15 protein-coding genes are annotated in these 15514 nt (G+C 59.2%); 3 read left to right on the top strand and 12 right to left on the bottom strand.

The genetic code is table 11. The features are described 5' to 3' along the window. Positions 1–3 precede the first annotated feature (3 nt). Entirely contained in the window at positions 4–1386 is a 1383-nt protein-coding gene (locus ACR0LH_RS10145) for a leucyl aminopeptidase family protein (protein ID WP_480720814.1), read from the top strand. Further along, entirely contained in the window at positions 1383–2120 is a 738-nt protein-coding gene (locus tag ACR0LH_RS10140; protein WP_480720813.1) for a C40 family peptidase, read from the top strand. The genes ACR0LH_RS10145 and ACR0LH_RS10140 overlap by 4 nt, the downstream gene beginning before the upstream one ends. On the opposite strand, the gene ACR0LH_RS10135 is transcribed toward ACR0LH_RS10140, so the two are convergent. From ACR0LH_RS10135 to ACR0LH_RS10090, 10 genes are all read right to left on the bottom strand, one after another. After that, positions 2117–2467: a DUF2794 domain-containing protein gene (locus tag ACR0LH_RS10135; RefSeq protein ID WP_480720812.1), complete on the bottom strand. Its 351-nt coding sequence runs from the start codon at positions 2465–2467 to the stop codon at positions 2117–2119. The genes ACR0LH_RS10140 and ACR0LH_RS10135 overlap by 4 nt on opposite strands. Before the next feature lie 72 nt (positions 2468–2539). Continuing rightward, positions 2540–4207 carry an ABC transporter permease gene (locus tag ACR0LH_RS10130; RefSeq protein WP_480720811.1) on the bottom strand — a complete coding sequence of 556 codons (1668 nt, stop codon included), beginning with the start codon at positions 4205–4207 and terminating at the stop codon, positions 2540–2542. 120 nt (positions 4208–4327) lie between these two features. Then, positions 4328–5545 (bottom strand): phenylacetate--CoA ligase family protein, encoded by a 1218-nt coding sequence (locus ACR0LH_RS10125; protein WP_480720810.1) that lies wholly within the window; start codon positions 5543–5545, stop codon positions 4328–4330. A 19-nt stretch (positions 5546–5564) separates the two neighbouring features. After that, positions 5565–6398, bottom strand: coding sequence for an ABC transporter ATP-binding protein (locus tag ACR0LH_RS10120; protein ID WP_170387081.1), 834 nt, complete (start codon positions 6396–6398; stop codon positions 5565–5567). Between the two features lie 73 nt (positions 6399–6471). After that, the gene (locus tag ACR0LH_RS10115) at positions 6472–7752 is read right to left on the bottom strand and encodes an ABC transporter substrate-binding protein (protein ID WP_170387079.1); all 1281 of its coding nucleotides are present in this window, start codon (positions 7750–7752) and stop codon (positions 6472–6474) included. A 72-nt stretch (positions 7753–7824) separates the two neighbouring features. Beyond that, positions 7825–8901: a branched-chain amino acid ABC transporter permease gene (locus tag ACR0LH_RS10110; protein ID WP_170412535.1), complete on the bottom strand. Its 1077-nt coding sequence runs from the start codon at positions 8899–8901 to the stop codon at positions 7825–7827. Positions 8902–8904: 3 nt separating this feature from the next. Next, positions 8905–9162, bottom strand: a complete 258-nt coding sequence (locus tag ACR0LH_RS10105) for a hypothetical protein (RefSeq protein WP_170387075.1) — start codon at positions 9160–9162, stop codon at positions 8905–8907. Between the two features lie 2 nt (positions 9163–9164). Next, positions 9165–10151 (bottom strand): branched-chain amino acid ABC transporter permease, encoded by a 987-nt coding sequence (locus tag ACR0LH_RS10100; protein WP_480720808.1) that lies wholly within the window; start codon positions 10149–10151, stop codon positions 9165–9167. Between the two features lie 29 nt (positions 10152–10180). Continuing rightward, positions 10181–10999 (bottom strand): ABC transporter ATP-binding protein, encoded by an 819-nt coding sequence (locus tag ACR0LH_RS10095; protein ID WP_170387071.1) that lies wholly within the window; start codon positions 10997–10999, stop codon positions 10181–10183. 78 nt (positions 11000–11077) lie between these two features. Beyond that, positions 11078–13021, bottom strand: coding sequence for an AMP-binding protein (locus ACR0LH_RS10090; protein WP_480721164.1), 1944 nt, complete (start codon positions 13019–13021; stop codon positions 11078–11080). Between the two features lie 332 nt (positions 13022–13353). On the opposite strand from ACR0LH_RS10090, the gene ACR0LH_RS10085 reads away from it, so the two are divergent. Further along, on the top strand, positions 13354–13806 hold the full coding sequence (locus tag ACR0LH_RS10085; RefSeq protein ID WP_170777246.1) for a hypothetical protein: 453 nt from the start codon (positions 13354–13356) through the stop codon (positions 13804–13806). 85 nt (positions 13807–13891) lie between these two features. Here the strand turns inward: ACR0LH_RS10085 and mutT are convergent, their stop codons facing one another. Both mutT and argJ read right to left on the bottom strand, forming a co-directional pair. Further along, a complete protein-coding gene (gene mutT, locus ACR0LH_RS10080) occupies positions 13892–14290 on the bottom strand; it encodes an 8-oxo-dGTP diphosphatase MutT (protein ID WP_480720806.1) in 399 nt (132 codons plus the stop codon). Then, positions 14287–15513 carry a bifunctional glutamate N-acetyltransferase/amino-acid acetyltransferase ArgJ gene (gene argJ / locus ACR0LH_RS10075; protein WP_480720805.1) on the bottom strand — a complete coding sequence of 409 codons (1227 nt, stop codon included), beginning with the start codon at positions 15511–15513 and terminating at the stop codon, positions 14287–14289. Before argJ ends, mutT begins: the two co-directional genes overlap by 4 nt. Position 15514 lies beyond the last annotated feature (1 nt).

Here is a 15514-nt window from a genome sequence, read left to right as displayed (position 1 = left end):
CCCATGACCCTGACTTTTGCCTCGCCCTCTGACCGTTCTGTCCCGCTCCACGTGATCGCCCAACCCGATCTGGAGGATTGGGTGAAAATTCAGTCTGACGCGGTGCAGAACTGGGTCTCGAACAACGGTTTTACCGGGGCGATGGGCCAAACCTTGTTGGTTCCGGGAACCGGTGAGGCTCCGCTTTGCGCGCTGGCGGGGTATGGCAAACCCGCTGGCCGCGCCCGCAAGCGTTTTCCACTGGCGGCCGCGGCCGAGGCGCTGCCGGAAGGCACCTATCACATCGCATCGGGCGTTCCAAAGGATGCGCTGGAAACCGAATGCCTTGGCTGGCTGATGACCGGGTACGCGTTTGACCGCTATGCCAGCCAGTCACCCGCCAAAGCCCGGCTGGTTGCACCCGATGGCGTTGATGCTGCGCGTCTTGAGATTTTGGCAAAGGCCGAAGCCCTGATCCGGGATCTGGTCAACACACCCGCGTCGGACATGGGACCGGAACAGTTGCAGGCCGCCGCCGAGAACCTTGCGTTGGAATTCGACACGTCTTGCTCGGTCATAACTGGCGATGCGCTGCTGGATCAGAACTTTCCGATGATCCACACGGTTGGCCGCGCCGCAGCGCAAGAGCCGCGACTGATCGAGATGAACTGGGGCACGGCGGGGCCAAAGCTGACCTTGGTCGGAAAAGGTGTGTGCTTTGACACGGGCGGCCTGAACCTGAAACCCGGCGCGTCGATGGGGTTGATGAAGAAAGACATGGGCGGTGCCGCCAATGTTCTGGGTCTGGCCCGGATGATCATGGCGCTGAAGCTACCGCTGCAACTGCGCGTTCTGATCCCGGCTGTCGAGAATTCGGTGGCCGGAAACGCCTTCCGGCCCGGCGACATCCTGACCTCGCGCAAAGGTCTGACGGTCGAGATCAACAATACCGATGCCGAAGGGCGGCTGGTGCTAGCCGACGCACTGGCGCTGGCAGACGAAGGGAAACCGGACCTCGTGATCTCGATGGCGACGCTGACCGGGGCTGCGCGCGTGGCGGTTGGAACCGATCTTGCGCCCTATTTCACTGACAGCGACGACGCGGCAGACGCGCTGACCCGCGCCGCGCGCAAGGCCGCTGATCCGGTCTGGCGCATGCCATTCCATGACCCTTATGAGGGACTGATCGAACCGGGCATCGCCGATCTGGACAACGCCCCTGCGGGTGGATTTGGCGGCTCTATCACCGCCGCACTGTTCCTGCGTCGCTTCGTTGGCGACAGCCGCTACATGCATTTCGACATCTTCTCATGGCAGCGCAGCAACGAGCCCGGCCGCAGCAAGGGCGGGTTTGGCCAGGGGCCGCGCGCCTTGTTGACGGCGTTGCCCGAGATGCTGGGCCTATGACACGCCAACGCATCATCCAGCCGGTCACAGACCTGTTGCGCGAACCAGATGGTCCACGCGATCGGCAGTTGCTTTTCGGTGACACTGTCGAAGTCTCGGATCACGCAAACGGCTGGAGCCGGGTCACCGCGGAAAAAGACGGCTACGCGGGCTGGGTCCGGTCGGAACAGCTTGGCCCAGAGCTGAGCGCAACGCATTGGATCACCGCACCAGCCACCCACGCCTATGTGCAGCCAGACATGAAAAGCCACGACCGGACGTCCCTGAGTTTTGGCAGCAGGATTGTGGCCACGTCCGAGGTGAATGGTTTTCTGGAAACCGAGCTTGGGTTCATCCCGTCCGTTCACGCCAAACATATTGGTGTAACGCTAACCGATCCTGTTGCAGTGGCCGAACTTTTTCTGGGCACGCCCTATCTTTGGGGTGGAAACAGCCGGTTCGGGCTGGATTGCTCAGGTCTTGTACAAGCCGGGCTGCTGGCCTGCGGACAGCCCTGCCCCGGCGACAGTGGTGATCAGGAACGCGAAATTGGTCATCTGCTGCCCCAAGGCACCCCCCCTCAGCGCGGCGATTTGCTGTTCTGGAAGGGGCATGTGGCATGGGTCTATGCCGAGGACATGTTGCTGCACGCCAATGCCTTCCACATGGACGTGACATTTGAACCTTTAGAGCAGGCGATTACGCGGATTATGGATCAGGGTGACGGGCCAGTGACGGCCCACAAACGGCTCTAACCAAGGTCAACCGAGCGGATCAGCTTACGCTCGAGCACCCGCAGCACCGTGCGCAGGTCGTGGCCGCGTTTCAGGATACGGCCATCCATACCCACGACCGAGTACATCCCTTGCTTTTGCCGAAGGCGGGGATGTTTTTCGACCCGGTAGATGGGATGTTCCGCAGTTCGGCGAAAGATCGAGAACACGGCCATATCTCGCAGGTTGGAAATACCGTAATCGCGCCATTCTCCGGCGGCGACCATCCGGCCATAGACGGACAGGATATGGGACATCTCATGCCGGTTAAACGCGACGGGCATCTGGGCCGAGTTTGCAGAGAACCGGCTGGGAGGCTGCGTGTTCATACCCCAAGCCTTGCCGGAAATTGCGTGTAAATCAAGCCCACCTACTAAGGCGTGTGGTATTTTTGGACCGCCCTAGCGCCTCTGGCCGACCTGCCGACAGATCAGGATGACCGGTAGCAATCCCGCCGCCAGAATGACCAGAGAGGGGACTGCGGCCCCTTCAAGACGTTCGTCCGAAGCCAGCCGGTACGCCTGAACTGCCAACGTGTCAAAGTTGAACGGCCGCATGATTAGCGTCGCAGGCAGCTCTTTCATCACGTCCACGAACACGATCAGAAGGGCGGTCAGCAACGAAGGTGTCAGAATAGGCAAATGCACCCGGCGCAGAGTGCCCAGCGGTGTCTGACCCAAAGACCGCGAAGCCGCGTCCATATTCGCATGCACCGTGCTCTGCCCGCCTTCATATGCGCTGAGGGCAGCAGCCAGAAAGCGCACCATATAGGCTGCGACCAGCAACCAGATGGACCCGGTGACCAGCAGCCCGGTCGAGACGTCGAATGTCTGCCGCATCCACGCATCCAACGCATTGTCGAAACTGGCAAATGGCACCATCAGGCCAACGGCGATCACGCCGCCCGGAACCGCATAACCCAGCCGCGCCATATAGCTGGTGCCAGACGAAACCCGCCCCGGTCGCAATCGCTGAAAAAACCCAACGCAGATTGCCGCGCAAACGGTCACAACAGCCGCCACACCTGCCAAAGTCAAAGAGTTCTGGATGAAACCCATATAACGCCGCGACAGAAGATTCTGCTCGGATTCCAGCCCCATCTGAACAAGGATAAACACGGGCAGCAAAAACCCAAACAGGACAGGGATGGCGCAAAGGGTAACGGCGGCGGCTGATTGCCAGCCCTTCAATTGCGCTGAGGGCAACGATGCGTGGCTTTTCCCTGCCTGGTAGTATTTCGCCCTGCCGCGCTGCATACGCTCGGCTACGGCCATCACCAGCGCAAAACCCAGCAGACACAGGGCAAGTTGGGCTGCGGCGGCTCTGTCTCCGATCGAAAACCAGCTTGTGTAAATACCTGTGGCAAAAGTCTGAACACCAAAATAGGCGACAGTGCCAAAATCGGCGATGGTTTCCATAATCGCCAGCAGAACACCTCCGGCGATTGCGGGGCGCGCCATTGGCAGCGACACGTGCCAAAAGGCCAGCCAAGGGCTTTTGCCCAACGCGCGAGCCGCCAGAAATGCCGTGGCGCTTTGCTGAAGAAAGGCGGCACGGGCCAGCAGATAGACATAAGGGTACAGAACGAGGATCAGCATTACAGCAGCCCCCTCGGTCGAGCGGATCTCGGGGAACCAATAATCGCGGGGACCCCAGCCGGTTATATCCCGCAATGTGGCCTGCACGATACCGGGATGGTCCAGAATAAACGTGTAGGCATAGGCCAGAACGTAGGCAGGAAAGGCCAGCGGCAGAACCAGGGCGATCTCAAGAAACCGCACCCCCGGAAAGCGCGTCATCGTCACCAGCCAGGCCGCGCCCACTCCGATCGAGAAGGTTCCGGCAGCCACCAGAACGACAAGGATCACGGTGGTCAGCGCATAACGCGGAAGAACCGTGTTCATTAGGTGAGAGATCGTTTCGGTCCCACCCGTTGCCGAGGCCAGAACAACGGCCACCATTGGTAGAAGACAGGCAGCCGCAACAAGGCAGGCCATCGTACCAACCAGCCGAGTGCCAAACGCGCCGCGATTGCGCGCTCCGTGTTCTGAAAGTTCGATTTCGGCCATGTTCCCGGCTTGTACCTGGCTAGAGCGCAGAGTTGATCTTTAATCGACCAAAACGCTAAGAAACACCAGTAGGCCGGAGGACAAATCTGCGACACATACTGCCGCAGACCTGCTGGTTTATCATTCGTAGACGCGCTGATCCTCGATCACCAACCCGTCTCTGGGCAGTGAGCCGGGGGCCACGACCTCGATCGCGCCCTTCAACTTCAGCACTTCGACAACGGATTTGGCATAGACCATATCGTCCCCACCCGTGCTTTCGATCTGAACGGTCATCGTATCCATCTCGCCCTGTCGGGCGGCAATGACCCGCGCCTTCACGATCTCGGCGTGTTTGTCGACCAGCGCGGCAACCTGCTCGGGGCGCACGAACATGCCCTTGATCTTGGTTGTCTGATCGGCGCGACCCATCCAGCCCTTGATCCGCGCGTTTGTACGACCACAAGGTGACGTGCCCGGCATGATGGCCGACAGGTCACCGGTGGCAAACCGGATCAGCGGGTAATCAGGATTAAGAGAGGTCACCACAACCTCACCCACGTCTCCAGCCGCCACCGGTGTTCCGGTGCCCGGAGTGACAATCTCGACGATGACATGCTCGTCTATGATCATCCCCTCCATCGCGGGGCTTTCATATGCAATATTACCTAGATCAGCAGTAGCGTAACATTGCAAACAAACAATGCCCCGATCTGCATAATCCTGACGTAGAGACGGAAACAGCGCACCCCCGCCCACGACCGCTTTCGAGAAGTTGAGCGCAACGCCCATCTCGTCGGCCTTGTCGAGGATCACTTTCAAATAGTCCGGTGTGCCCGCATAGGCCGTACAGCCCACGTCGCGCGCGGCAGTTACCTGTAATTCCGTCTGGCCGGTTCCGGCGGGCAGAACAGCCGCGCCAACCGCCCGTGCGCCGCTTTCAAAGATCATGCCCGCAGGCGTCAGGTGATAGCCGAAACAGTTTTGCACGATGTCGCCACGGCCAACCCCGGCCGCATGTACAAAACGGCCCATGCGCCACCAGTCATGATCTGCGCTGCCCGGCTCGTAAATCGGACCCGGGGACTGGAAAACATGGTGGAAATGCCGCGCCGGTTTGACGGTGAACCCTCCAAACGGAGGGCGCGCCGCCTGCGCCTGCGCCAGATCGGATTTCCGCAGAACAGGTAGCTTTACCAGATCTTCAGCCGTCATCACACCGCCAGTATCCGCGTCGCTCAGGTGCGCTGCAAAACCGGGGGCAGACAATGCCCGTTCAATCTGTAGACGCAGAGCCTGACCCTGTTCGTCGGCGCGCTTGTCTGCTGATCGGGTCTCGAGTGCGTCGAAGTAAGTCATCTCCAGATCCTCCATCCGCTTACAACCACCTCTTGCGGCGGCGGTATGAGCGTACATCCCGGAAACTTTTTCGGCCTTCATCGGACATGCCCAGATAAAACTCTTTCACGTCCGGGTTTTCGCGCAACTCGGCGGCCGGGCCGTCCATTACGACACGGCCGGATTCCAGGATATAGCCGTAATGCGCAAACCTCAGGGCCACGTTTGTATTCTGTTCGGCCAGCAGGAAGGACACGCCCTCTTTTTCGTTCAAATCCTTGACGATGCCGAAAATCTCTTCGACCAACTGCGGGGCCAGACCCATCGAAGGTTCGTCCAGCAGGATCGTTTCCGGCCGCGACATCAGTGCCCGGCCCATGGCAACCATCTGTTGCTCACCGCCCGAGGTATAGCCCGCCTGCGACCGGCGACGTTCAGCCAGACGCGGAAAATAGGTGTAGACCAGATCAAGGTCCTTCTGGATCGCAGCCTTGCCGTCCTTGCGAGTGTAAGCTCCGGTCAGAAGGTTTTCCTCGACCGTGAGGTGTTCAAAACAGTGGCGGCCCTCCATCACCTGGATCACGCCTTTTTCAACCAGATCGGCCGGGTCGCTTTCATGCACGCTTGACCCGCGATACTTGATCGATCCTTTGGTGACTTCGCCCCGTTCCGAGTGGAGCAGGTTCGACACCGCCTTGAGCGTCGTCGTCTTGCCCGCGCCATTACCGCCGAGCAGAGCAGTAATACCGCCTTTGGGAACGGTCAGGCTGACACCTTTCAGGACGAGGATCACATGGTTGTAGATCACCTCGATATTGTTGACCTCAAGCAGGGTTTCCGCCTGCACGTCAGTGGTTTGAGCCGCATCCAGCATCAGCGCGTGTCCTCGTGCGAGTGTTGGGGTCGGGACGGCGGTCTGCCGCCGCCCCGGGTTTCAGTGCATCGGATCAGCAGCGCGATTCGATGTTGTTTTCGGACGCATAGGCGCTCGAGTCTTCGTCGATCAGCGGGCCGATCACGTCACCATCGGTTGCCTTGAACTCGGAAATCAGGCTCCAGGTTTTGTTGGCCGCATCCCACTGGGTCACACCAACCAGAGCGTCACCACCGTGGTTCTCACACGAGACCGAGAATGCCGGACCAAAACCAGGCAGACCCAATTCGGTCATCTTGGCTTCGGTGATTTCCAGCGCTTCCATACCGTCGCGCATCATCGCAGCGGTGATGTCGGCAGTCCCGTGGATTTCCTGCGCTTTCTTGGCAGCTTCGGCCGCCAGCATCGCCGCATAAAGACCACGGTTGTACAGAACCGTACCAACCTGATCGCCAGCACCGGCAGCTTTGCCCGCGTCGACAACATGTGTCTTCAGATCGTCAAAGACAGGGAAGTCCGTGCCCACGTTGTGGAAGGTCAGCGCCTTATAGCCGTTTGCGGCCTCACCCGCTGGCAGCACGTCGTTTTCCGAACCGGACCACCAGATGCCGATGAAGTTTTCCATCGGGAAGCGGATGTTGGCAGCTTCCTGAACGGCCACCTGGTTCATGACACCCCAGCCCCACATCAGGACATAGTCAGGACGGTCGCGGCGGATTTGCAGCCACTGCGATTTCTGTTCCTGACCCGGGTGGTCAACAGGCAGGGCAACCAGTTCAAAGCCATGCTTGGCCGAAAGCTCCTCCAGCGTGCGGATCGGCTCTTTGCCGTAGGCCGAGTTGTGGTAGACCAGCGCAATTTTCTTGCCGTTCAGGTCTCCGCCATTCTCTTCCAGCAGGTAGTTCACCGCACCCGAGGCACCATCCCAGTAGTTCGCAGGATAGTTGAACGTGTGGCTGAACACATCGCCGTTCTTGGCAGACGTACGGCCATAGCCCATCGAGTGAATCGGGATGTTATCCACGGTCGCCTTGGGGATCAGCTGATAAGTGATACCGGTCGACAGCGGCTGATAAACCAGAGCGCCTTCGCCCTTGGTCGACTCGTAGCATTCCACACCTTTTTCGGTGTTATATCCGGTTTCGCATTCGATCACTTTCGCCGGAACGCCACCGATCCCGCCATCACGCTCGTTCAGCAGGGTAAAGTAATCCGCATAGCCATCCGCGAACGGAATGCCACCCGCCGCATAAGGCCCGGTCCGGTAGCTGAGTGACGGGAACACGAGGTCGGCCATAACCGGTCCTGCCGCCATTACGGCGCCCAGCGCCACGGTTGCCAGTTTCAATTTCATCGGGTGTCTCCTCCCTTGGTTGGTCCGATGTTGGGCTCGGGCTTTGCACCCGTTATCTGATTGGGCCTGCCCCTAGTGCGGGAACGGCCAGAGTCTGAGTTTCTCTTTGGCGACGCGCCATAGCTGCGCCAGCCCATGTGGTTCGAGGATCAGGAACATGATGATCAGCCCTCCGACGATCACCAGCTGCAAATGCGCCACGATATCCGTGGGCCAGCCCAGCATGTCGGCACCGACCACTTTCAGGACCACCGGCAGCAGCACAAGGAACGCCGCCCCCGCAAAAGATCCGAAGATAGAGCCCAGTCCGCCGATAATGATCATGAACAGAACCAGGAACGACTTGTTGATGCCGAACACCTCGCCGACCTCAACCGCGCCGAGGTAGACCGCGAAGAACAGCGCCCCCGAGATGCCCACAAAGAACGAGCTGACGGCAAAGGCGGTCAGTTTCGCCTTGAGCGGGTTCACCCCGATGATCTCGGCCGCGATATCCATGTCGCGGATCGCCATCCACGTGCGCCCGGTGGTGCCACGTGTCAGGTTGCGTGCGATCAGGGCGCAGACGGTCAGGAAGATCAGGCAGAACAGATACGTCGCCCATGCCGGAGCATTCGGCCCAGTGATAATGATCCCGAACACATCGCGTTCCGGTGCGTTGATCTGACCCGAAGCCGAGTAGTTGTAGAACCACGGCACACGGTTGAACAGCCACACAAGGAAGAACTGCGCGGCCAGTGTCGCCACCGCCAGATAGAACCCCTTGATCCTCAGCGACGGAAGACCGAACAGAACGCCGACAATGGCCGTGATCCCGCCAGCGAGAATGACGTGGATGAACATGCTGACATCGGGGAAGGCCGTCATCAGCTTGTAGCAGGCATAAGCCCCCACCGCCATAAAGCCGCCCGTACCAAGGCTGACCTGTCCGCAATATCCCACCAGGATGTTCAGGCCGATTGCCGCGATCGCGTAGATCAGGAACGGCAGCAAAAGAGCGTTGGCCCAATAATCGTTGATGATGAACGGAATGATCCCAAACGCCACCGCCAGAACCACGTAGTACCGATACCGGTCGAACTTGATCGGGAAAGTCTGGCTGTCATCCACATAGGAAACTTTGAAGTCTCCGGCCTCACGATAGAACATGTGTCACTTTCCCCATTGTTCCTGCGCCCGGTTCCGGGCTGCCGCGTCCAGTTGGTTGGACCCTTTTGCATATCCGCTCGCCTCAGACGCGCGCACCAGTTTCATGTAGGCCATGATGCCCGTGACCAGCCCGGCAAAGGCAAGGATCGCCGCGACGACAAGTTGGCTCGCCGTCAGATCGTCCGAGGTGACGGCGATATAGCCAAAGGCCCAGAACCCCGCCCATGCAATCACATTGATGATGGCGATCACCTTCTGCATCGCTACACCCTCTCGATGATCTTCTCACCGAACAGACCCTGCGGCCGGAACACGAGGAAGATCAGCGCCAGAACATAGGCGAACCAGTTCTCGGTCGCGCCACCGACCATCGGGCCGACTGCGAATTCAAACAGCTTTTCACCCACACCGATGATCAGCCCGCCAACGATCGCTCCGGGGATCGAGGTGAACCCGCCCAGCATAAGAACCGGCAGCGCTTTGAGCGCGATCAGCGACAGCGAGAACTGAACGCCGGACTTGGTGCCCCACATGATCCCGGCGACCAGCGCGACAAACCCCGCGACCGACCAGACCATGATCCAGATGAAGTTCAGCGAAATACCCACCGACAGCGCGGCCTGATGGTCATCCGCCACCGCGCGCATGGCCCGGCCCTGCTTGGTGTACTGGCTGAACACCACCAGCGCAGCCACCAGCAGCGCCGCGATCACGGTCGCCACGATGTCGAGGTTGTCGATGAAGAAGCCATAGCCAAAGATGTTGAACGTGGTCTCGTCGATCCACAGGTTGATGCCCTGCGGCAGACCCACATCCAGCGTCTTGATCTCGGACCCCCACATCAGGTCGGCCACGCCTTCAAGGAAATAGGCCAGACCAATGGTCGCCATGAACAGGATGATCGGCTCTTGGCCAACCAGATGGCGCATGACGAACCGCTGCACCGCCCAGGCCAGAAACACCATTACCGCCATCGTCAGAAGGATCGCCAGCAGCGCCGGGACATTCCAACCGAAGTAATGGATATGCGTCCCGAAGATCGCGTTGATCAGGTGCGAGAACGGCACTTGCCCATTCATGATCCCGACAAGGGTCATGGCCGCGAACAGGGCCATAACACCCTGAGCATAGTTGAAAATCCCCGAAGCCTTGTAGATCAGCACAAAGCCCAGCGCGACCAGCGCATAAAGAACCCCTGCCATCAGGCCATTCAGGATGACCTCCATCGCGAAAATCAGCTGATCAGGCATGTGCGCCCCCTCTCATGTCTGTCAGTTGGTCAGTCATGGCTCACCCCCAGATAGGCGTCGATGACTTCCTGGTTGTTGCGCACCTCATCCGGTGTGCCGTCCCCGATCTTCTTACCGTAATCCATCACGACCACCCGGTCGCTCAGATCCATCACCACACCCATGTCGTGTTCGATCAGGGCGATCGTCGTGCCGAACTCGTCATTCACATCCAGAATAAAGCGGCTCATATCCTCTTTTTCCTCGACATTCATGCCCGCCATCGGTTCGTCCAACAGCAACAGCTTGGGTTCGGCCGCCAGCGCGCGTGCCAGTTCCACGCGTTTCTTCAAGCCGTAAGGCAGGCGCGACACCGGTGTTTTCCGAATGTGCTGGATTTCGAGAAAGTCGATGATCTTCTCGACAGCCTCGCGGTTTTCGGTTTCTTCCGCCTCGGCCTTCCCTTTCCACAGCGCCTGCTGGAAAATGTTGGTCTTCATGTAGCCCAACCGCCCGGTCATGACGTTATCCAGAACGCTCATGCCTTCAAACAGCGCGATATTCTGGAAGGTCCGCGCGATCCCCTGCTGCGCCACCTCAAAAGGCCGCATCGCCGGGCGTTTGGCACCGTGAAACCAGACCTCGCCCTCCTGCGGGACATAAAACCCCGAGATCACGTTCAGCATCGAGGATTTCCCCGCACCGTTCGGGCCGATAATGGCGCGAATCTCGCCTTCGCGGATATCGAACGAGATATCCTTGATCGCGACCACACCGCCGAAACGCAGCGTGATGTTTTTCATCTCCATCACCACGCCGCCGATCTTGCGGCCGTCCTCGGTGACATATCCTTCGGAATTATCCAGCATCAGTCACTCCCTGACTTGCGCAAATACGGGACGGAGGGCGGGGCGACGACCGCAGGTCGAGCGGCGCTCGAACGGCCCTCATTCCGCCGCCACCTTGTGCTGTGTCGACGGCACAACCGCCGCATCAACGATATCCAGCGTTGCGCTGATCGAGCCCTTGCGCCCATCCTCATAGGTCACTTCGGTCGTGGTCGAGACACTGGGCGAGCCGTCATAAAGTGCGGTGATGATGTCGTTGAACTTTTCCTCAACAAACCCACGGCGCACCTTACGAGTCCGGGTCATTTCGCCGTCATCGGCATCCAGTTCCTTGTGCAGAACCACAAAGCGATGCACCTGACAGCCCGACAGCATCTCGTCTGCGGCGATCGACTTGTTCACCTCTTCCACATGGGCCTTGATCGTCTCTAACACACGCGGATGACCGGCCAGTTCCTGATAAGACGCATAGGCCACGTTGTTGCGCTCGGCCCAGTTGCCCACCGCTGTCAGGTCAATATTGATAAAGGCTACGCAGCGATCCTTGCCATTGCCGAACAGCACGACCTCAAGGATGTCGGGATAGAATTTCAGCTTGTTCTCGACATATTTCGGCGCGAACATCGACCCGTCGGCCATCTTGCCCACATCCTTGGCGCGGTCGATGATCCGCAGATGGCCGCTGCTTTCCTCGATAAACCCGGCATCCCCTGTGGCCACCCAGCCCTCGGCGTCCTTGGTCGAGGCAGTCGAGTCCGGGTTGTTGTAATACTCAACAAACACCCCGGGCGAGCGGTAGTGGATCTCGCCCTTGTCGTCGATCTTCAACTCGACCGCAGGCGCAGGCACGCCCACCGTGTCGGCGCGGACCTCACCATCGGGCTGGATGGTGATATAGACGGTCGCTTCGGTCTGGCCGTAAAGCTGTTTCAGGTTGATCCCCAACGAGCGATAAAAGTCGAAAATCTCGGGCCCAATGGCCTCACCCGCCGTATAGCCCACGCGGAACCGGCCATAGCCCAGCGTATCCTTGAGCGGACCGTAGACCAGCATATTGCCCAGCGCGTATTTCATCCGGTCGGCAAACCCTACCGGTTTGCCATCCAACAATAGGCCGCCGACTTTCTTGGCGTGGTCCATAAAGTGGTGGAACATGCGCTGCTTCAGCTTGCCTGCGTCCTCCATCCGGATCATCACATTGGTTAGCTGAGTCTCGAACACGCGCGGCGGCGCAAAGAAATAGGTCGGACCGATCTCGCGCAGGTCGGTCATCATCGTGTCTGCACTTTCGGGGCAGTTCACGCAGAACCCGCACCAATAGGCCTGAGCGATCGAGAAGATGAAATCGCCCACCCACGCCATCGGCAGATAGGACAGGATGTCTTCATTCCGGGTCAGGTGATCAAAATCCGAGGAATTCTTGGCACTCTCGATCACGTTGCGGTTCGACAGCACAACGCCTTTCGGCTTGCCCGTGGTGCCCGACGTATAGAGCATCACGCAGGTGTCATCATACGAAATTTCGGAAATCCGCTTGTCCAGCTCGGCGTCAAAACGAGCGTGTCCCGCGCCACCTTCGGCCATGATGTCCTCAAGCGCGTTCATCTGGCTGTGGTCGTATTTCCGCATCCCGCGCTTGTCGGTATAGAGGATATGTTTGACCTGATGCAGGTTTTCCTGAATCTCGATGACCTTGTCGACCTGCTCCTGATCGCCGCAGACGACATATTTCGCGCCGCAATGTTCCAGAACATAGGCCATCTCTTCGGCGACCGAGTCCTGATAGAGCGGAACCGGAACCGCGCCCACCATCTGGGCTGCGACCATCGACCAGTAATGCGCCGGACGGTTGCGCCCGATTACGGCAATATGGTCGCCCTTTTCCACGCCGATTTCCAGGAACCCCAGCGCCAGCTTGCGGATTTCAACTGAGGCCTCGACCCAGGTCCAGCACTGCCAGATTCCGAATTCTTTTTCCCGGTAGGCCGGGGAATCCCCGAACTGCGTCGCATTGCGGTGTAGCAGCGCCGGAAGGGACTTCATCCCATCGGCGCCCGACTGCGTCTGAGCCAATCTCTTTCTCCTCCCAATCCGACCCCTCCCCGGGCCGGAAACGGCAAACCCGGACCTCAGCCCGAACGCCAGCGCTCCGATAAGGAACTCGGGCAAGATCAGCGGCAAGTTTTGCCTGATGTTTTCTCAATTCTTACGAATTGTAACAGGGGATGAGGAAAGCACTCGGACATTTGTCTACCCTTGCTGCGTCCAAGCTGAAGAATGTGTCATGAATTTCAAAAATATGTCGAATTTCCGGACCAATTCCCGCTTAACCAACTGAATAAATTGAGTCATTGGAAAATTTAGAGGGTATTTTTATGAAAAGGGTTGTTCTTTCGAGTATCTTGTTGGCCGCTGCTGCGGGTTGCGCTCCTGAGCCTGTTCAGATGGCTGCGCCATTTCATTTCAACGGAAACTACTACATGGCCGGAGACAATGCCTGTGCGCGCGTGACACAAGTCGCCAAAGGCAGGGTCATGTGCACGAACACGGCTGGTCAAAATACCGGATACCGGGATGCGATGACCGACCAGCAGTTGCAGATGTACAGGCACAATCAATTAATGGCACAGCAGAGACGAGCTCAGGCCGCGGCGGAACAGGCCGCTCTTATCCAGCAGATGCAACAAGCGTCGAATTCCATTCAGATGTCGACACCACGTTACACGCCGATGCCCGCCCCTGTCGTGGCGCCAATCAGCATGCCCGGCAGCAATACAATTTCTTGCATCAGTGTGTCAGACGGCTTTTACACCAACTGCCGCTACTAAAATCACGTAGGCAAGAACCTGCACCGCTGCATACAAAGCGTCTATCCGTGCGAGCCCACTATTTTAGTGATCCTGTGTTGGGAACCTACAACCAATCCCGCAGTATCGGAATCAAAGGCACGTCCGCCGCAGGCATCGGGTAATTCCGCAGGTCATTCGCGCGCACCCATTTCAGGGCCTGGCCTTCCTTGGACTGCGGTATCCCCTCCCACTTGCGGCAGGCAAACAGCGGCATGAGCAGGTGGAAATCGTCATAGCTGTGGCTGGCAAAGGTCAGCGGTGCAAGGCACGAGGCCCAGGTGTCGATGCCCAGCTCCTCATGCAGTTCGCGGATCAGGGCGACCTCGGGGGTTTCGCCGAGTTCGATTTTGCCGCCCGGAAACTCCCACAGGCCAGCCATGGATTTTCCCTCGGGGCGTTGGGCCAGCAGGACGCGGCCCTCGACGTCGATCAGGGCGACGGCCGACACCAAAACGGTCTTCATGAACGATAATCCGCGTTGATTTCGATATAGCCATGGGTCAGGTCGCAGGTCCAAACGGTCGATGCGCCCTCGCCCAGCCCCAGATCGACGGTGATCACCAGATCCTGACCTTTCATATATGCGGCGGCGTCTTCCTCGCGGTAATCGGGGCTGACCCAGCCTTTCTCGGCCACCAGAATATCTCCGAAAGAAATGCTCAGCAGGTCGCGGTCGGCGGCGGCACCGGATTTGCCGATGGCCATGACCACTCGGCCCCAGTTCGGGTCTTCACCCGCAATCGCCGTTTTCACCAGCGGCGAGTTGGCAATCGCCAGCCCATGCACCTTGGCATCCGCGTCCGAGGCCGCGCCGGTCACGCGGATTTCCACGAATTTCGTGGCCCCTTCCCCGTCGCGCACCACCTGCTGTGCAAGGTCCAGCATCACTGTCTCAAGCGCCTGCGCGAAAGCCGCGTTGCCGGTTGCATCCACGCCCGAAGCGCCAGTCGCGCACAACAACAGGGTGTCCGAGGTCGAGGTATCGCTGTCCACGGTGATACAGTTGAAGGTACGATCCGTCTGCGCACCCAGCATCGCTTGCAGCGCCGATTGGTCGACCTGCGCGTCGGTGAAGATGTAAACCAGCATCGTCGCCATATCCGGCGCGATCATGCCCGACCCCTTGGCAATCCCCGCAATAGAGACTGTTTTCCCGTCAATCTCGACCTGTGCCGAGGCTCCTTTCGGGAAGGTATCGGTGGTCATGATCGCCCGCGCCGCGTCTTCAATCGCATGGCGGCTGAGGCCCGATTTCAACACCTCAAGCTGGGCCGTGATCTTATCATGAGGCAGCGGTTCACCGATCACGCCAGTCGACGAGGTGAACACCCGTTCCACCGCCACGCCAGTGGCTTTGGAAACGGCCTGCGTCACCTCGGCAACAGAGGTCTGACCGTAATGTCCGGTGAAAGCATTGGCGTTGCCCGAATTCACAAGGATCGCCGCCGGGCCATCGCTGGCCCCGCCGATCTTGTCCTGACAGTCCAACACGGGTGCCGCGCGTGTGGCCGAGCGTGTGAACACCCCAGCCACAGACGTGCCGGGGTCCAACACCGCCAGCATCACATCGGTCCGACCCTGATAGCGCACGCCCGCCTCGACGGTCGCAAATCGCACGCCGTCAATCGCTGGCAATTCAGGAAACGCCGCCGGAGCCAGCGGCGAAACTTTGGTGATCGTCGCCACG

It is taken from the genome of Ruegeria sp. CL6, from assembly GCF_056536465.1.
Note: the sequence above shows the minus strand (reverse complement) of the source record. Positions and strands in the feature narration are given on the sequence as shown.